The 18,841-nt window shown below is 64.6% G+C and carries 15 protein-coding genes; 2 read left to right on the forward strand and 13 right to left on the reverse strand.

The features are described from left to right. Positions 1-168 precede the first annotated feature (168 nt). On the reverse strand, positions 169-414 hold the full coding sequence (locus tag QA640_RS29540; RefSeq protein WP_283036384.1) for a hypothetical protein: 246 nt from the start codon (positions 412-414) through the stop codon (positions 169-171). 450 nt (positions 415-864) lie between these two features. Here QA640_RS29540 and QA640_RS29545 point away from each other — a divergent pair, with 450 nt between their 5' ends. Beyond that, positions 865-1,362, forward strand: a complete 498-nt coding sequence (locus QA640_RS29545; RefSeq protein ID WP_283036385.1) for a hypothetical protein — start codon at positions 865-867, stop codon at positions 1,360-1,362. Between the two features lie 166 nt (positions 1,363-1,528). Here QA640_RS29545 and QA640_RS29550 read toward each other — a convergent pair whose 3' ends face one another. The 4 genes from QA640_RS29550 to QA640_RS29565 form a co-directional block, all read right to left on the reverse strand. Further along, a complete protein-coding gene (locus QA640_RS29550; protein WP_283036386.1) occupies positions 1,529-3,895 on the reverse strand; it encodes an MMPL family transporter in 2,367 nt (788 codons plus the stop codon). Between the two features lie 206 nt (positions 3,896-4,101). Beyond that, positions 4,102-4,884: an ethanolamine ammonia-lyase subunit EutC gene (eutC, locus tag QA640_RS29555; protein WP_283036387.1), complete on the reverse strand. Its 783-nt coding sequence runs from the start codon at positions 4,882-4,884 to the stop codon at positions 4,102-4,104. Between the two features lie 6 nt (positions 4,885-4,890). After that, positions 4,891-6,477 carry a B12-binding domain-containing radical SAM protein gene (locus QA640_RS29560; protein WP_283036388.1) on the reverse strand — a complete coding sequence of 529 codons (1,587 nt, stop codon included), beginning with the start codon at positions 6,475-6,477 and terminating at the stop codon, positions 4,891-4,893. Positions 6,478-6,650: 173 nt separating this feature from the next. Next, entirely contained in the window at positions 6,651-8,033 is a 1,383-nt protein-coding gene (locus tag QA640_RS29565) for an ethanolamine ammonia-lyase subunit EutB (protein ID WP_283036389.1), read from the reverse strand. A 309-nt stretch (positions 8,034-8,342) separates the two neighbouring features. On the opposite strand from QA640_RS29565, the gene QA640_RS29570 reads away from it, so the two are divergent. Further along, positions 8,343-10,082 (forward strand): methyl-accepting chemotaxis protein, encoded by a 1,740-nt coding sequence (locus tag QA640_RS29570; RefSeq protein ID WP_283036390.1) that lies wholly within the window; start codon positions 8,343-8,345, stop codon positions 10,080-10,082. Positions 10,083-10,116: 34 nt separating this feature from the next. Here the strand turns inward: QA640_RS29570 and QA640_RS29575 are convergent, their stop codons facing one another. From QA640_RS29575 to QA640_RS29610, 8 genes are all read right to left on the reverse strand, one after another. Further along, a complete protein-coding gene (locus tag QA640_RS29575; RefSeq protein ID WP_283036391.1) occupies positions 10,117-10,341 on the reverse strand; it encodes a hypothetical protein in 225 nt (74 codons plus the stop codon). Positions 10,342-10,408: 67 nt separating this feature from the next. Next, positions 10,409-10,984 (reverse strand): HdeD family acid-resistance protein, encoded by a 576-nt coding sequence (locus tag QA640_RS29580; protein WP_283036392.1) that lies wholly within the window; start codon positions 10,982-10,984, stop codon positions 10,409-10,411. A 129-nt stretch (positions 10,985-11,113) separates the two neighbouring features. Beyond that, positions 11,114-12,637: an FAD-dependent oxidoreductase gene (locus QA640_RS29585; RefSeq protein WP_283036393.1), complete on the reverse strand. Its 1,524-nt coding sequence runs from the start codon at positions 12,635-12,637 to the stop codon at positions 11,114-11,116. A 25-nt stretch (positions 12,638-12,662) separates the two neighbouring features. Beyond that, the gene (folE, locus tag QA640_RS29590; RefSeq protein ID WP_283036394.1) at positions 12,663-13,289 is read right to left on the reverse strand and encodes a GTP cyclohydrolase I FolE; all 627 of its coding nucleotides are present in this window, start codon (positions 13,287-13,289) and stop codon (positions 12,663-12,665) included. A 114-nt stretch (positions 13,290-13,403) separates the two neighbouring features. Beyond that, positions 13,404-14,297: an alpha/beta hydrolase gene (locus QA640_RS29595; RefSeq protein WP_283036395.1), complete on the reverse strand. Its 894-nt coding sequence runs from the start codon at positions 14,295-14,297 to the stop codon at positions 13,404-13,406. A 142-nt stretch (positions 14,298-14,439) separates the two neighbouring features. Further along, the gene (locus QA640_RS29600) at positions 14,440-15,267 is read right to left on the reverse strand and encodes a metal-dependent phosphohydrolase (protein WP_283036396.1); all 828 of its coding nucleotides are present in this window, start codon (positions 15,265-15,267) and stop codon (positions 14,440-14,442) included. Between the two features lie 180 nt (positions 15,268-15,447). Beyond that, complete coding sequence (locus tag QA640_RS29605) at positions 15,448-16,326, reverse strand: transglutaminase family protein (RefSeq protein ID WP_283036397.1); 879 nt, start codon at positions 16,324-16,326, stop codon at positions 15,448-15,450. Then, entirely contained in the window at positions 16,323-18,839 is a 2,517-nt protein-coding gene (locus tag QA640_RS29610; RefSeq protein WP_283036398.1) for a circularly permuted type 2 ATP-grasp protein, read from the reverse strand. The genes QA640_RS29605 and QA640_RS29610 overlap by 4 nt, the downstream gene beginning before the upstream one ends. Between the last annotated feature and the right edge of the window lie 2 nt (positions 18,840-18,841).

Consider the following 18,841-nt stretch of genomic DNA (forward strand, 5'->3'; position numbering starts at 1 on the left):
ATCGTCTGAACAGGAAGGCTTTTTTGGGCGCCCGGCAGAGCCGGGCGCGCGGCCCCATATAGGGGAATATGCCCGCAAAACCAACCTGTCTCGCGGGTCCCCTGCCCTCACGAATCGAGGCCGCCGCAAAAGCGGGGCCCGTGAACGCTCCACGGGCCCCGCGAGAGCTTACTGATTGTGGGTCTTCAGGACCTGATCGCAGGCCTGCGAGATCTTGGCCCGGTTCTCCTTCAGGCAGGCGAGAACCGTGAAATCACCTTGATCGATGACCGGACGGCAGAATTTCTGCACGTCACGCGTGCAGGCCTTCTGCTCTTCGGCCGTGCCGCGCCCCTGCTGCTGGGGCTGCTGGGCGAACGCCGCGGTCGAAAGGGATGCCGACAGCAGGGTGAGAGCGAGGAGAGATTTACGCATTGTAGTCCTTCATTCTGACGGCAGAATCTCTCCGTTCCCGGACACCACAGGGCGGACGGCCGGAACGGATTGTTCTGATGGCGTTGCTGCGGAGCGCGCAGCAGTGGAGACAGCACAAGCACTGGTAAATGCGGCCAAATTGGCACCAAATCCACCAGATCTCGCCTTCTTTGACAGATGTAAGAAACTGATATTACGGGATTATTTAGGCAGGCGGTGTTTTACAATGGACCTGTTGCAGACCTGCATCGCAAACCCTTGCAGGGGTGATCGAGAAGGCACAGCTGAAACCATGCGCGGAACGACGAAAAATGGGCCGCAACGGTTCGCCGTTCTGACACCTCGCAAGGTTATGGTTTGAACCTGCTTGCTGATGGGGACACTAAACCTTCGATGCGGCGAGACGTTCTGTTAAGGGCGAACGTCATTCAGAGAACGGGATATTCGAACATGAAATTCTTTGGGCGGTCTGGACTGGCGATCAAGGCGGCTGGCGTTGGCGCTGCGCTGTTCTTCTCGGTTTCGGCGAGCCACGCTCAGTCGTCCGGACCCTTTGCCGGCTTCGACGGCGCGTGGGCCGGCACTGGCACGGTCGCGTTGTCCGACGGGTCCACCGAACGCATCCGCTGCAAGGCGGACTACAAGGTCGCGGCCAGCGGTCTCGGCCTGAAGCAGGCGCTGCACTGCGCCAGCGACAGCTACAAGTTCGACCTCACCAGCGACGTGACGAGCCAGGGTGACCGCATCTCCGGCAACTGGAGCGAGGCGAGCCGCAACATTTTCGGCAATCTGCAGGGCACAGCCGGAGGCGGCCAGATCGACGTGTTCGTCGAGGCCAACGGTTTTGCCGCCAACCTGACGCTGCGCACCAACGGCAACAAGCAGACGGTGCAGATCAGCTCCAAGGGCGAGATCCGCGGCGTCAACATCACCATGGTAAAGAGCTGAAGCGCCTCGCCCGCCGATTTGACCGAACAACATGGCCCCTGGCTCTCGCGAGCCGGGGGTTTTCCATAACATGGACCCCATTCGCAGAACGCGGTATCGCGAGGACGACTTTTAAGTTCAATCCATACAGGAGGCGTGAGCAAGAGGCAGCGTGAGCCGCCCTCGCTCAGATCGCGCGCTTGTCAGCCCCCTGCAGCTTCTCGTGCAGGTTGATCAGCCACATCGCCGTCGGGCGCAGGATGAAGAGGTCGGCAACCAGCGCCGCCACCATCGAGAAGGCGCTGAGCCAACCGAATAGCCGCAGCGACGGCAGATCAGAGAACACGGTGACGACGAGGCCGCAGGCCAGCACCACCGTGGTCAGGATCAGCGCGGGGCCGACCAGCACGGTCGCACGCTCCACCGCGAGCGCCGAACCGACACCCGGCTTGCTCTCCAGCCTGAGGCGGTTGAGGAAATGGATGGTCGCGGAAAGACCCAAGCCGAACGAGACGGTGAGGGCCACGACGCTGGCGAACTGCAGCCCCTCGCCCATCGCCCATAGCACCGTTCCGGACATCACCACCGGGAAGATACCCGGCAGGATGCAGGCGAACATCACCACCCAGGAACGGAAGGCCAGGCCGATGAAGATCGCAACCAGCGCGAATTCGACGGTGAGCCCGCGGTTCAGCTTCTCGATCATGCCGGCCGAGTTGCGCGCTGCAATGGCGGCAAGGCCGGTCACCGCAACCTCGTAGCCGGGATGCTTCTTGCGGACGGCGTCGAGCTCGTTGTCGAGCTTTTCGACGATGGGCAGGAGCTGGCTGGAATCCTTGTCCGGCACGCGGCCTGCGACCACGACCGCGTCCTGCTCGGCGTCGATGAACCGTCGCACCAGATGCTCGGGAATGACGTTCACATATTCCTTCAGCGTTGCGACATCCGTGCTGCCCGCCTTTTCAGCGAGCCAGCGGCGCAGCGTTTCGAGCGACCAGACATTGCCGACACCGGCGGCCTTCTCCACGGTCGCGTGCACGTCGGCGATCGTCTGCAAGGTCTCCGGCGAGTAGAGCGTCTCCCCCTTGGGGAACGTGATCAGCACGTTGACCGGATTGGCGCCGGTGAGCTTGGCGTCGAGCCGGTTGCTCGCGGCGACCGCCTGACGCTTGTCGGGCACCTGGTCCGCAAGACGATAGCGCGGCTCCAGATTGGCGTAAATGACGCCGAGACCGCCCACGAACAGCACTGCGATCAGACTGAACAGGCCGGGCCGGCCCACCATGCGCACCGCGATCCAGTAGCAGAAATTGCGCAGCGCCTGGACGCCGGCATCCGCGCTCTGGAACTTCACGGCAAAGATCCTCTCGTTGCGCACGAACAGCACGCCGAACACCGGCACCAGCGACAGCACCGCGACGAGCGCGATGATGGTGGCGGCGAGGCCCGCCTCACCGAACTTGCGGATCAGGTCGGAGTTGGAGAATTGCAGCGCGATGAAGGAAATGCCGGCGGTGCCGTGCGTCAGCACGCAGGCAGGCCCAACCACCAGCACCGCGTTCTTGAACGCCGTGAACTTGTCCTGGCCTGCGATCAGCCGGTCGCGCGCGGCGAAGGTGAGCTGCATCGAGTCCGAGAAGCTGATGACCATGATGAGCGGCGTCATCACGTTCAGGAACATGTTGAGATTGAAATTGGCCCAGCCGAGCGCGCCGAGCGCCAACAGGATCGCGATCATCGGCGGGAACGCCGCCACCACCATGAAGGAGATTTTTCGGAAGAAGACGATGGCGATGACGCAGCCGGCGAGAATGCCGAGGATGTTGTAGGTCAGGCCGTCGCGCTCGACCGCATTGCGGATCTCGAGCTGCATCACCGGCACGCCGGAGAGCTGCACGCTCAGCCCGCTGTCGCCGAGATCCTCCTTCATCAGCGCCCTGATGTCGCCAACGACCTTGCTGAGCTTGCTGGAGGCGACCACCTCCGGGTCGAGCGAGAGCACGATCAGCGCGAGCGTGCCGTCCTCGGACAACAGCTTGCCGCGGATGATCTCGTTGCTTTTGACGGTTTCGATGAATTTGTCATAGGCGGCGCCCTCTGGCAGCTCGGCCGGGAATAGCGCGGCCGGCAGCTTGCCCGGCGCCGGCGCCTGGCGGGCGGAGAACAGCGAGACGAGGCCACGCGTGCCTTCGACGAGCTGCATGTCGGTGATGAAGTCACGCAGCTTCATCAGATTGTCGCGCGCCAGTAGGGTCTTGCCCTCGACGACGACGAGGACGTCGAACTCCTCGGCCGGGAACTTCTTGGTGACTTCCTCGTACTGGCGGAATTCCCGCGTGTTGGAGCGGAACAGCTGCGACAGCGAATCGTCGATCTTGATCCGCTCGATGCCGAAGACGGCGCCGACGATCAGCGCGATCAGGATCAGGCAGGACAGGACCGGCGCGCGGACGGCGACCAATCCGATGCGTTCGAGTCCAAAAGCGATGGAGGACGAGGGTCCCTGCTCGACCTTGTCGACACGAACCTCACTCTCGCTGTGCTTTTCGAGCATGCCTTGTCCAGTTCCTAAATCGGCTCGGTTGGTGAGCTTATGCGCCCCGCATATCGGCTTGAAAACGCGATACAGATGGGAGGCTTGCCCTTTGAAAATGCGCGGGAAATCGCCGCCGAGGGTTTAGCAGGTCGGCACGCCCCCTCGCAAGCGCGTGCGAGGGAACAAAAATCGATCAAGATGCGGCGATTTCGGCCCTTGATTGCTCATTCCGGCAGCGCTGTGCCGATTCGCGCCGGGGGATCGCCGCTCTCGTCCTTCAGTGCCACGCCGGTGACCCCACGCAACAGGCCCGCACGGACCAGCCAGGCTATCTTGTTGGCCGCCTCGCTGTAGCTGAGACCGGCCCGATGGATGTTGGAGACGCAGTTGCGCTCGGCATCGGTACGGCCGGGCCTGGGCGCAAAGGTCAGGTAGGCCCCGAGGCTGTCGGGGGCCGACAGTCCCGGCCGCTCGCCGATCAGCATCACGACCATGCGCGCCCCCAGAATGGTACCGATCTCGTCGCCCAGCGCGACGCGGGCGCCTGAGGCGACAATGATCTGGCCAATTGCGACAGGCGCAGGTTCAGCGAGGCGCGACAGCAGCGCGCGCAGCAGCCCGACTGCATGCGCATGCACCGCCGTCGGAGACAATCCGTCGCCGATCACGATCGCAAGCCGGCCGGGGTCTGCAGCGCGCGCCGCGAGATGATCGGCGCAAGCCGGCTCGAGCTGACGTCCGAGGTCCGGCCGCCGCAGATAGTCGCCACGATCGGCGGCGCGGCTCCTCGCCGCAAGGATGGGAACGCCGAATTCGCCGACCTCGGCGATCATCCGCTCGGCATCGAAGGCGGCATGGACGGCGTCGCGGGCGCGCGCATGATCGAGCGTGAAGTCGAGCAGCGGTTTGGTCGGCAAGCTCGCCCCGCTGCGTCCGAGAGCGACGCGCGCGGGTGTCAGCATCCGCAGGTCCAGGGTCGGGCGGCTCGGGACGGATGGGCTAGACATGTCGCATCATTCGGCGGGAACGGACGCCTCGCGCAGCCGCAGCGAGTAATTCGACGCGTTCTGCTGGCCGCTCGATGCCGCGCGCGCGAAAGTGATGAGATGATGCGCGATTATCGTGCAGCCGATCAGGCCTTCGAGATCGCCGCGCCTGATCCGGCCCAGCGCGAACTTCCAGAACACGCCTTTGTAGTCGCCGAGCACGCCGACCTTCCAGAAGATGTTGCGTAGCATGATCAGGCCACGCTTGATGTTGGGCCAGGTCTTCATCTCCGGCGCGAGCGGCACCTTGATGCGATTGTCGTAGGTGTAGTCGCATTGATACTGGTAGCGCGCGTAGACCTTCTCGGGCTCGTAGGCGAGCTCCATGCAGCGCTTCCAGGACGCAACGACCTCGTCATAGGGCAAGAGGAAGTTGACGTTGGAATCGCGCCCCTCGTCGTTGATCAATCGGCCCTCGCGCTCCAGCCTGTCCCACAGTGGCGTCTTCGGCAGCGCCTGCAACAGGTTGATCGTAAGCAGCGGAATCCGGGATTCCTCGACAAACTTGATGAGCGCGTCGGCGGTGCTCGGCTTGTCGGTGTCGAGCCCCATGATGATGCCGGAGACGACTTCCATGCCGTAGGAATTGATGGTGCGCACGCCCTCCATGATCGGGACCATCATGTTGTGGTCCTTGTGCATCGCGTGCAGCGCATCTGGATCGGGCGTCTCGATGCCGCAGAAGATGGTGATGAACATGGCCTCGCGCATCTTCTCGAGAATCTCGGGGCGTTTGGCGATGTTGAGTGTCGCCTCGCAGGCGAGCCGCATCACATAGCCGGTCTTCTTCTGCCACTCGATCAGGTGCGGCAACAGGTCCATAGCCGCCTTGCGGTTGCCGATGAAATTGTCGTCGACGAAATACACGGTGTCGGTCATGCCGCATTCACGCAGGCGGTCGAGCTCGGCGATGATCTGCCCCGGGGACTTGATGCGCGGGTTGCGCCCGTAGAGGCCGGGGATGTCGCAGAACTCACACTGATAGGGACAGCCGCTGGAATACTGGATGCTGCCGAGAAAATATTTCTTCACCTCCGCAAGCTCGTAGGCGGGGATCGGAAACTCCGTCATCGGTACGCGGTCGCTGGTGGTCAGCACCACCTGCTGCGCCGGGCGCGCGGTGTCGCGCGACAGGATGGCGATCAGCTCATTGGTAGCGTCGCCGAGCTCGCCGACGTGGAGATAGTCGAAGGACGGATAGTAGTCCGGACAGGCGCTGACCGAGGGGCCGCCGAGCGCGACCGGCAGATCGTACTCATGGGCGCGGCGGCAGATGTCGTTCATCTGCTGGCGCTGGATGTGCATGCCGCTGACGAAAACCGCTTCCGCCCATTCGAACTCTTCCTTCGTCGTCGGACGCAGGTTCTCGTCGACGAATTTGACCTGCCATTCCTTCGGCAGATAGGCGCTGATCAGGAGTAGCCCCTGCGGCGGCATGAAGGCCTTGACGCCATCGGTCAGGGGATAGGCGTGTTCGAATGTGCCGAAAGATGATGTGTAGCGCGGAAAGACGCAGAGAATGTGCCGGACCGTTCCGTTGCTTTCAGCGCGCATCGAACTTCCCCCAACGACCTTCTACAAACAGCAGAATAGACACAGAGACACATAACCTAACGCTGGGCCCGAAATTCCTCAATATTGTGGCATGGGCCTAATTCATGAGACGCAGCAATGGTTTCCTCGGTTCACGCTGATTGTCCGGGGATCCCGCGAAATTCCCCCCGGCTTCAGGCAATCAGGCGTGAGGCAAAATCGGGTAGCAGCCCCGCATCGCGAGCAAGTCGGAAATCAGCACCTACGATCCCGCTCTTCGCCAGCCAGTCGTCGAACTCCGGCGCACGGTGCAGGCCGAAGACGTCGCGGATATAGAGCGCATCGTGGAAGGAGGTCGACTGATAATTCAGCATGACGTCGTCGGCGCCCGGCACCCCCATGATGAAGGTGACGCCGGCAGCAGCGAGCAGCGTCAGGAGATTGTCCATGTCGTCCTGGTCCGCCTCGGCATGGTTGGTGTAGCAGATGTCGACCCCGAGCGGCAGGCCGAGCAGCTTGCCGCAGAAATGATCCTCGAGCCCGGCGCGGATGATCTCCTTGCCGTCATAGAGATATTCCGGGCCGATGAAGCCGACCACGCTGTTGACCAGCAGGGGTTGATAGGCGCGGGCGACCGCATAGGCGCGCGCCTCGCAGGTCTGTTGGTCGACGCCGTGGTGGGCGTTGGCCGAGAGTGCCGAGCCCTGGCCGGTCTCGAAATACATCACGTTCTGCCCGACCGTGCCGCGCCCCAGCGACAACCCGGCCTCGTTCGCTTCCAGTAGCAAAGCGAGATCGATGCCGAAGCTGCGGTTGGCAGCCTCAGTCCCGGCGACCGACTGGAACACGAGGTCGACCGGCACGCCCTGCCCGATCAGCGATAGCGTCGTGGTCACATGGGTGAGCACACAGCCCTGGGTCGGGATGTTGAGCCGCGCGATGATCTCGTCCAGCAACCGCAGCAACCGGCCGATGGTCGCGGGGTCGTCGCTCGCCGGGTTGATGCCGATGCAGGCATCGCCCGCGCCGAGCAGGATGCCGTCGAGGATCGAGGCGGTGATGCCCTTGGCGTCGTCGAGGGGATGGTTGGGCTGGAGCCGCGTGCTCATCCGCCCCTTGCACCCGATGGTGTTGCGGAACGACGTGATCACCTCACATTTGCGCGCCCCCAGGATCAGATCCTGGTTGCGCATCAGCTTCGACACCGCCGCCGCCATCTCCGGCGTGATGCCGCGGGACAGCTTTCGCAAACCTTCCGTCGTCGCGGCGTCCGACAACAGCCAGTCGCGGAAGCCGCCGACGGTCAGCGCGGCCACCGGCGCGAAGGCCTTTGCATCGTGCGTATCGATGACGAGGCGCGTGACCTCGTCGGCCTCATAGGGGATCACTGCCTCCTGGAGGAATTGGCTGAGCGGAACGTCGGCGAGCGCCATCCGCGCCGCGATCATCTCTTCGGCGCTGCCGGCCGCGATTCCGGCCAGCCGGTCGCCCGAGCGCGGCGGGGTTGCCTTGGCCAGGAGGTCGCGCAGATCGGCGAAAACATAGCCCGTCGCATCGATGGTATGGCGGTAGACCAAACGTCCCTCCTGCGTCAGTCGGCCAATGGCCGAGGCAGAACCAATCCAGCTCCGAGGTGTACGTGTCTCGCGGCGCTGGCGCACGCTCATCTTCGCAGCATGGCATGCCAATCCCGGAAGGCGCCTTGGCGAAAACCGAAAGCCCCACCAAGAGACTGATATTCCTTATATTTTCCACGACCAAGGGTCTGAGGTGCTACCCTGGCGTGTTAACGATGCATCCACCTTCATTCTGCATAGTTTTGTATCAATTTTACCGTCCGCGCTCACCGGCCGCACGTAAAAGGCCAATCGGACCCCTGGAAAGCCATGACAACTGACCGAACTGGGAATGCCGCCGGCCCGGCAGGCCGCTTCACGCTTGCCATCAGGCTCTATTCGATCTTTGCGCTGTTCGCGCTGCTCACTGCAGGGATCGCGGTGCTGTCGGACTACAACAGCCGCCGCAGCGCCGAGCTCACGATCGCGATCGAGACCGCGAATGCGGCGGCGCTGAACGTCGAGCGCGTCAACTCGCTGGTCTACGCCGTGGTGATGGAATCCCGCGGCGTCTACATGTCGACCGACCCGGCGGTGGTGAAGAAATTCGGCGAGGGCCTTCTCAAGTTCAACGCGCAGATCCTCGAGGTGGTCAGGCGCTGGGAGACCATCGTCAAGGCCGACGATTCCGAGCAGTTCGCGACCTTCAAGAAGCGCATCGAGCAGTTCGTCGAGTTCCGAAAGGAGCTGGTGCGGCGCGCCAACGAGGTCAGTCCTGCCGCGGGCCGCGAATGGGGCGACAACGACGCCAACCGCAGCGTCCGTTCGGCGCTGAACAAGGATCTCGAGGCGCTGTCGAAGGTCTATGCCGAGCGCGCCAAGCAGATTACGGAGGAGACCGAGACCAATCGCACACTTTCCTTCGTGCTGACGTGCCTCGGCGGCGTCGCGCTGGCGCTCGTCGTGATCGGCATCGTCATCATCGCGCGCTCGATCGCCCGTCCGCTCTCGACGATCACCGCGACCATCAAGCAGGTCGCCGACGGCGAAGAGAACGTCGTGGTGCCGCATACCGAGCGCGCCGACGAGATCGGCGCGCTGGCACGCGCGATCCGGATCTTCCAGGAAGCGATGGACCGCAACCGCAAACTGGCCTCGCAGGTCTCGCACGACTCCGCCGCACGCGACGAGCGCACCCGCCATATCGAGACCTCGGTCGAGGCCTTCCGCGAAGCGATCGGCGCGGTCATGCGGGGCCTTGCCGACAGTGCGTCGGCGATGCGCGAGACGGCGCAGACCATCACCCGCGTCACCGCGGATGCCAACGCGCGCGCCGGCACGGCGGCGAGCGCCACCGAGCAGGCCTCGCAGAACGTCACGGCGGTGGCGGGAGCGGCGGAAGAGCTGTCGGCATCCGTCGAGGAGATCGGCCGTCAGGTGCGGCAATCGGCGAGCGCCGTCGAGCAGACCGGCCAGCGCACCGAGAAATCGATCTCCGAGATCGAGAGCCTGGCTGCCGCCACGCAGCGCATCGACGGCGTGCTCAATCTGATCCAGGCGATCGCCGAACAGACCAATTTGCTGGCGCTCAACGCCACCATCGAGGCGGCGCGCGCCGGCGATGCCGGCCGCGGCTTTGCCGTCGTCGCCCATGAGGTCAAGGCGCTTGCCGGGCAGACGGCGAAGGCCACCGCCGAGATCAGTGAGAACGTCGGCATGATCCAGTCCTCGACCCGCACCGCGGTCGAGGCCGTGCGCGAGATCGGCGGCGCGGTGCGCGAGATCAACGACGTCACCTCGGCCATCGCAGGTGCCATCGGCCAGCAGGACTCCGCCACCCGCGAAATCTCCGCCAACGCGCAGTCCGCTGCACAAGGCAACGAGACGCTGGTCGCCAACATCACCTCGCTCCGCGACGCCATCGGCGAGACGGACACGGCAGCAACCTCCGTGCTGACTGCGGCGAGCAGCCTGACCGCGACGGCCGAAACGCTGTCGCGCGAGGTGGAAAAGTTCTTCCAGAATTTGCGCTCGGGACCCGCTGAGCGCCACACCGCCAAGGCGAGCTAGCCCCTTCGCCCGCACCGCCTGCGGCTGGCGCACGTCATTCGGCGCCGCGCCAGGAGCCCTTGTAGGACCGCCGCAAAAGCGCGAACAGACTTCCGCCCGTCGCAGCCCCCAGCAGATAGACGACGACTGCGAGCAGAGCGAGCGGCAGGCTGAGGTTCACCCTGACGAACGAGATCGTCACGGTCTCGAAATTCTGCGCGGCGAACACCACGATCGCAACCGCGAACAGGATGATGATGGCGAGATAGACCCAACGCATGAAGCACTCCCATTCGACCGCGCGGGACCATGGCGCGGTCAAACCGCGACTAAAATCAGCCCTCGCCTTAAGTGCTGCGCCGCAGGCTGAAGCCGAGGCTCAGCCAGCCCGTGCCGGCAAAGATCAGGTCGATGCCGAGGAACAGGCCGAGGATGTAGACGCTGTTGACCGGCCAGCGCGCCAGGATCAGCAGGCCGAGCAACAGCGTGATGACGGCCGAGAGCGCGACCCAGATCCAGGGGCTCTCCCGCTTCATGCTGAAGGCGAGAAACAGCCTGACGACGCCGGACGCGATCAGCGAGGCACCGAGGAACAGGGTCAACAGCACCGCGGCAAACAGCGGGTTCTCGAAGGTCAGAAAGCCCGCGATGACGTAGAGCACGCCGAGCAGCGCCCAGATCAGGAACTTGCCCCAGCTCTTCATTTGGAACGCGCCAATGACTTCGGTCACGCCGGCCACGATCATCATCGCGCCGACCACGAGCACGCTCGCCACCGTCGCCATCACCACGCTGCCGAGTGCAATGAAGCCGGCAATGAGGTAGACGACGCCGAGCGCGACGATCCAGCCCCATTTCGGGCGCAACGCCGCGATTCCGGAGCCCAAGCCTAGACTGTGAGACATATCCGAAGCAGTTGTCATGACGGCCACTCCTACATGCGAACCCCCACGGCACACGTCAGGATAGCACGGGCCCAGCGGGGGCGACAGCCAGAAGACCAGCCATCGTCAGCGCCGCCATTGATTCAGGTCAAGACCGCAAAGCCCACCTCACGCGCGCGACCGCTCCATGTCGAGCTCGGCCTCCAGGCTGTCGAGATCGCGATAAATTGAAGCGACCGCCAGCACGCGGCCGCCTTTCCGGTACCGGAGCAGACAGTCCTTGCCCGGGATGCTGCCGTCGATCGTGATGTCATCCCAGCCTTCGGCGTGGCCGACATAGTTGATCGGGACGTCATAGTGCTGGCTCCAGAAGAACGGAACGGCGTCGTAGCGTTCGCGCCGGCCCAGCATGTTGCGCGCCGCGGCCTGCCCCTGCCGCTCGGCAACCACCCAGTGTTCGACACGGATGTTGGCTTGCGAATGCGGATCCGGCCAGCGCGCGATGTCGCCGGCCGCAAAGATGCCGGGCGCGCTGGTTTCGAGGTAAGCATCGACCATCACGCCGCGATCGATCGCAAGCCCAGCCCGCTCGGCCAGTTCGAGGCGTGGCTTGACGCCGATGCCGACCACCACGAGGTCCGCCTCGATCACGCCACCACTTTTCAGGTGCGCGCGGTGGCCGTCGAGCTTCTCCACGGTGTCCTTGAGGTGGAAACGAACGCCGTTCTCTTCATGAAGCGCGCGGACGAAATCGCCCATCTCGGCTCCGAGGATGCGCTCCATCGGCCGCTCCTCTGGTGCGACCACATGAACCTCGAGCTTGCGCGCACGCAAGGAGGCGGCGACCTCGAGGCCAATGAAGCTCGCCCCGATCACCAACGCGCGTTTGGCGCGGCCGGCCGCCGTGATGATGGCACGGCTGTCGGCGACCGATCGCAGGGTATGGACATGCGCCTGCTCGCTACCTGGAATTTTCAACTTCACGGGCTCCGCGCCGGTCGCCAGCAGCAGGCGGTCGAAGGGCACCTTGTCGCCGTTGCCCAACGTCACCTGGCGCTGTTTCGCATCGAGCGCGGCGACGGAGGTGTCGAGCCTGAGATCGATGCCTGCGTCTGGGTAATAGTCCTCCGGCCGCAGCGGCAGCCAATCTTCCGGCGCATTGCCTGCCAGATAGTCCTTGGACAGGTTTGGCCGGTCGACGGGCAAGGCACTGTCGTTGCTGAGCATGGTGATGCTGCCGGCAAATCCTTCGCGGCGGAGCATTTCAGCCGCCGCAAATCCCGCCGCGCCGCCACCAACGATGACGAACCGGTCCGGCGTCGGCGCCGAGCGGTGTGGCGCGGCCTGTGGTGGCGCCTCGCGCTTGCGGCGCACGACGATCTTGTTCTTCTCGCGTTCGACCTCCCAAACCGCCAGCGGATTCAGCGCGGGCGCTGCGACCGCCTCGCCGGTGCGCAGCGAGAAGCAGGCGTGATGCCAGGGACATCGGATGGTGTCGTCGACTACGAGCCCTTCGGCGAGCGGACCATGATAGTGCGTGCAAGCCGGCTCGATCGCCGCGACCTCGGCGCCGAGTTGCACCAGAAGAACGTCCTCGTCACCGACATGGCCGAGCAGCTTGCCGTCCTTGAAATCAGCGAGGTTCACGCCCTTGCTCAGATCGGGTCCGCTCGGCTTCTTCTCATCGCTCATGCGCCGTCTCCCATGGCTTTGGGTTTCAATCGTCGGAGTTGGCGAGGCCAAGCAGCTCCTGTCGCGTCAACGCGTTGTCACGAAACACGCCGAGCATCCGGCTGGTCACGAGATCGGTGCCCGGCTTGTGGGCGCCGCGCGTGGTCATGCAGTGATGCGTCGCCTTGATGATCACGCCGACGCCTTGTGGCTTGAGCACGTCATTGATCGAGTTGGCGATCTGCGCCGTCATCTTTTCCTGGATCTGGAGGCGCTTGGCATAGATGTCGACCACCCGCGCGAGCTTGGAAATGCCGACGACGCGTCCCTCCGGGATGTAGGCCACCCAGGCACGCCCGACGATCGGCGCCATGTGGTGCTCGCAATGGCTCTCGAAGCGAACGCCACGCAGCACGATCATCTCGTCATAACCCTCGATCTCCTCAAAAGTCTTTTGCAGGATTTCGGTCGGGTCCTGCGTGTAGCCGGAGAAAAATTCCCGGAACGCGCGTGCCACCCGGTCCGGCGTCTCGCGCAGCCCGTCGCGTGCGGGATCATCGCCTGCCCAGCGGATCATGGTACGCACGGCGTCCTCGACCTCCGCCTGGCTTGGCATGCCCGTCGGCGCTTGCGCGTGTGCAACGCGTTCCAGCCGTCGCGCCTGTCGTTCCATGTGAAACTCCTCCCCTGACCAGCCGCAACAATGCATTGCGGTACCAAGCTTGGACGGCTGCAGCGGAAAAAGGTTCCCGGAAGGAGGAAGATTCAGGACGGTTCGGAACCAAGCCTAGCTGTTTGCGGCCTTGCGAAGGTCGAGCACGGCTTGCGCCCATTCGGCGGGCCGCTCCTGCGGCAGATTGTGACCTGCCCCGTTGAATACGCGCCGTTCGAAAAAACCCTCGAACTTGCTTGCGTGATGGGCGGTGTCATGAATGACGCCGTCTTGATCTCCGTCGATCGCGATCGTCGGCACACGAATCGGCGGCTGCGCCGCAAGCTTTGCCTCGATTGCCGCATAGGCGGGATCGCCTTCGACCAGCGCATAGCGATGGCGGTAGGAGTGGATTACGACGTCAACGAAGTCCGGATTGTCGAACGCGGCAGCGCTTCTGTCGAACGTTGCGTCATCAAACGCCCAGGTCGGCGACCACATCGACCAGAGGTGGCGGGCAAAGCCGCGCCGGTTGCGCTCGAGCGCGCGGCGGCCACGCTCGTTGTGGAAGAGATATTGATACCAGAACGCGGCCTCCTCCGGCGGCGAAGCCGGCTCCATCGACCGCGCGATGTTCTGGATGTTATAGGAATTGCCGGAGACCAGCCCAACGACCCGCTCCGGATAGAGCGCCGAGACCACGCAGGCCGCGCGCCCACCCCAGTCATAACCGCCGACCAGCGCACGTTCGATCTTCAAAGCATCCATGAAGGCCAGGAGGTCAGCGCCGAGCGCCGCCTGCTCGCCCGAACGCAACGTCTTATCGGACAGAAAACGCGTCCCGCCATAGCCGCGCAGCCACGGCACCAGCACCCGGGCGCCGGATTTCGCGATCAGCGGCGCGGCCTCCGCATAGGCGTGGACGTCGTAGGGAAAACCATGGCCCATGATGCATAGCCAGCCGTCCGGCGCGCCGAATTCGAGATAGGCGATGTCGAGGGCGCCGGCAGTTACTGTTTTCGGTTGCATTCGTAAGATAACCCTTTCATCCATCTGCGGTGCCCGGAAGGAGCCAACGGGTCGGCGCAAAGCGCCGCCCCGATTGGCAGGCTCCGCGCAATCCGGGATTCGCGGCGGCGAGCGCCCCGCTCCTTGCCGGCTACAGACCCCGCTACTTCTGCGGCCCCGACAGCGAGATGTCGCGCTCGGCACGAAACACGTTGCTGTAGAGGTTGGCGATCCATTGCCGTCCGAGGTCGGTCTTGTTGAGATAGCCGATCTCAGTCTGGATATGCGGGGCGACGCTGTCCCAATAGAATTGCGGATAGCGGTGCACGATGTCAGCGGGCGAGTCATAGCCGAGCTGGCGGTTGATGCCGACCTCCTCGAACTCGTAGTAGAGCGCATTGGCCTTGCGCAGGTAATTAGGATCGCCGAGCTGGCCGATGAAATCGGCAGCGCGCAGGATCGAGGCGTCGGTGTCGTAGTCCTGGCGGTCCCGAGCCGGAAACCGCGTGCCCTCGATGGCGCGGGCGATACGTTCGGGATCGAGCCCCGGAATATGTTGCAGCCGCCGCATCACATATAGCTTCGATCGGTCGACGTGATACATCATCAGGCTGGCATCGGATGCGCCCCGCGGCAGCGCGATCTTGGTGCCGGTGTCGTCGATCAGGAAACCGTCTTGGTCATCTTCCTCGAAGAGGCCGCGCACATAGCCGATGTCATGGGCGAGGCAGGCGATCAGGACGTGGACGAAATCCTCCGCCAACGAATGGGTATGGAGATATCGGCCACTGAGGATGGCATGACCCGCCAGTGTCACGAGCATCGTGTGCTCGATATTGTGATAGAGGGCATCGCTGTTGCCGATGCATTCCATCGCCGTGCGGGTCGCACCCTCGATGATTCTTGCAGAGGACTCGTCGAACCGGCGACGCATGAACGAGCCCAATATTTTCTCCAAGGAATCTGCCGCCAGCCTCGGTAACGTCATCATGGATGCAGCCCCGTCCTCGGTGGTGTCCCCACGCCAACTCCTGACGCCTCGATCTCCTCGCCCCCGGGGCAGCATAGCCCATCTGGCCGTCGCTGACCAAATCTCCGATGACATTGCGGAGAAAAGATTTACGTTGCGCGACGGTCTTCCCGTCCTTAGCTGAACGTCTGCCGAGGCGCCCTACTCCACCAGCAGTACGTCCACGGCGACGCCGAGCTTCTGCTTTGGCGACCCGACGATGATGCCGTCGACCGGCGAGACGTCGGAGAAGTCTCGGCCAACCGCGAGCACGATATGATCGTTGGCGACCAGGAGATCGTTGGTCGGATCGAGCCCGACCCAGCCGAGTTCAAGCCCGCACCACAGCGAGACCCATGCGTGTGTGGCATCGGCGCCTTGCAGGCGCGGCTGGCCGGGCGGCGGGATGGTGCGCAAGTAACCGCTGACATAGGCGGCGGGCAGCCCGAGCCCGCGCAGCCCTGCGATCATCACATGGGCAAAGTCCTGGCAGACGCCGTGGCGCTTGTCGAAGACCTCGTTGAGCGGCGTCGAGATCACAGTCGCCTTGGGATCGTAGCGAAACTCGGTGCGAATGCGATGCATCAGATCGACGGCGCCGGCGAGGATGCCCGCGCCAGGCGCAAAGCTCATCGCCGCAAAGGCGCTGACGGGACGCAGCACCGGCACCAGCGGGCTCGCAAAGACGTAGCCGACCGGCGACGACGGCCCGAGGCTCGTCGCCTCGAAAGCGATGTCGCGGATGGTTTCCCAGGGCGGACTGAAGGCATCGCGCGGCGGCGGATTTCGCGACACCGATACGCGAGAACGGGAATCAATGCGCAAATTTCGATGGGCCGCCTCGATCACGACGCTCTCGGTCAGCGTGCCGAAGAAATCGCGCCGGGCATGGCGGTCCGCAGGCCGCGGCCTGATTTCGACGTTGTGCGAGATCAGCTCCTGCCCTTCGCCGCTCTTCGGCTCGAGCCGCAGCGTGCAGCGGGCGAAGCTGACCGGACTCTCGTAGGAATAGGTCGTGACGTGACGGATGTCGTAGATCACGCCAGCCCCGTCAGCTTTTCCGGCCGGCTGGCGTTGGGGCCATGCGGGAAGTAGTGCAGCCCGATCGCCTCGGCAAGGTTGAGCAGATCCTGCTCCAGCGAGAACAGCGTCTTGACCTCGAGCTTCTCGGCCTCCGCCGTGGCGAGCATTGCCTGCACAGCGACCGCGAGCCGCTGCGGCTTCTCGATCAAACCGTACTCCCTCAGGCTTGGCAGCGCCGCGATGTGCTCGTTTAGCGTCGCGACCTGGAAGGCAACCGAGCGAGGATTGTAGGTATCGAGCATCGCGAGGTCGCGCACGGGTGCGAGCAGTGGCGCCAGCAGATAGCGCGAGCGGTACGTGATCTGGCAATCGACCAGCGTCAACAGGATATCGAGGTCTTCGTCACTGGCCTCGTCATAGGCGAACTGCCGCGCGAAGCGCGTGGTGTTGATGGCGCGCTCGGCCCGGCGACCAATATCGAGGAAGCGCCAGCCAGCGGCACGGTTCATGTTCTCCTGCGCAAGGCCCGCGAAACTTGCAAGCTCCTGCAAAGTCAGCTCGGCGGCGCTGAGCACGCTGTCGTCATCCTCGACCTCGTAGGCGAGCCGCTCGGCCATCTCGGTGATGACCTGCCAGGCATCGGGCGACAGCCGCTCGCGCAAGGAGGTCGCCGTGCGCTGCGCCGCGCGCACCAGCGACAGCGCCGAGCCGAAGCGTTCTGCGCTCTGCAGCGCTTCGGCCACGATGCGTCCAGGCGCGGCGCGCGAAGTCTGCGAGATCGCGCCCCAAGCCACCAGCAGGCGCTGGATGCGCTCGGCCGACTGCATCGTGGCCGAGGTGCCCTTGTTGGGCCCGCTCGGCGAGCCAAGGGCGCGCACCAGCCGCAGCGTGGCCTCGGCGCGTTCGAGATAGCGGCCAAGCCAGAACAGATTGTCGGCGGCACGGCTCGGCAGTACGCCGGCGATACGGCGGATCCGTACCTTGTCGGTCGCGGGCAACAGTGTCGCCGCCGAGACCTGCTGCTCGGAGACGACCCAGACGTCGGCCGCTCGCGCGCCGTCGCCCATCGACACCGCCCGGGCATCGGGCTGCTCGGCGATCCGGCAGAAGCCGCCGGGCATAATGGTCCAGCCGTCGGCCGTAGCGGCCGCGAACACGCGCAGCACGAAGGGGCGCGGGGTGAGCTGCCCCTGCTCCCAGACCGGCATTGTGGAGAGCCGAACCACCTCCTGGCCGACATAGTCCATGCCGCGCGCAGCGATGGCGTCGGTGAGGCGCTGGCGGCCGCTTGCGTCGAGCTCGCCTGCGAGCACCGGGCCGTTGCTCTCGAATCCGGGAACACCGCGCCGATAGGCACCTTCGATCGCGATCTCGTCGAGCCGCGCCAAGACCTCGTCGCGCGCCGCGCGCTGGCCGCACCACCAGGTCGCGATATGCGGCATCTTCAGCTCTTCGCCGAGCAGGCGGCGACTCAGCGCGGGCAGGAAGCCGAGCAGCGCCCTCGCTTCAAGGACACCGGAGCCCGGCATGTTGGCGACGACGACACCGTCCTTGCGCAGCACGTCGATCAGCCCGGGCACACCTAACCGCGAGGCCGCGTCGAGCTCGAGCGGATCGAGCGAATTCGAATCGACCCGGCGCAGGAGCACGTCGAGCCGCTTGAGACCTGCGACGGTACGGATGTGAACGCGGTTGTCGCTGACCGCCAGATCGTCACCCTCGACCAGCAGGAAGCCGAGATAACGCGCCAGCGTGGCGTGCTCGAAATAGGTCTCGCTGAAGCTGCCGGGCGTCAGCACGCCGATGCGCGGCTCGTCACGATCGGCGCTGGCGCGAAGTGAGTCCCGAAACGCCTCGAAGAACGGCGCCACGCGCGGCACGTTCATCGACTTGTAGAGATCGGAAAAGGCGCGCGAGAGCACCAGCCGATTCTCCAGCGCATAGCCCGCGCCGGACGGCGCCTGCGTGCGGTCACCGAGCACCCACCAGCGGCCGTCGGGCCCACGGCCGACATCGGCGGCATAGATCGACAGGTAACGCCCGCCGGGTGGGGGCACGCCGCAGACCGGGCGCAGGTATTCGGGACTGCCGGCAATCGCCGCGGCCGGCAGCGCCCCTTCGGCAACCAGCCGGCCCTCACCATAGATGTCCCGCAGCACAAGCTCGAAAAGCTGGGCGCGCTGCTTGATGCCGGCGGAGAGCTGCTGCCAGTCGGCCTCGTCGATCAGGAGCGGCAGATGGCTGAGCGACCAGGGCCGGTCGGCGCTGTCGCCAGGGGCGCGATAGGTGACGCCAGCCTCGCGCAAATGGCGGTCGGCCATGGCGAAGCGGCGTTCGATCTCGTCGGTCGCCAGCGCCCCGAAGGCATCGAAGAACCGGCTCCAGACCGCGCGCGGGGCGCCGTCCGGGCCGAGGAATTCGTCTGGAATGCCGGGCAGCCGGTTATAGTCGCGGACCCATTGTGCGAGACGGCGCTGGCCGGGGCGTCCGCTGCCCACCTGACCAGTCCCCTCGGTTGCGCCCTCGCCCATGC

It is taken from the genome of Bradyrhizobium sp. CB82 (genome assembly GCF_029714405.1).
In the GTDB taxonomy this organism is placed as follows: domain Bacteria; phylum Pseudomonadota; class Alphaproteobacteria; order Rhizobiales; family Xanthobacteraceae; genus Bradyrhizobium.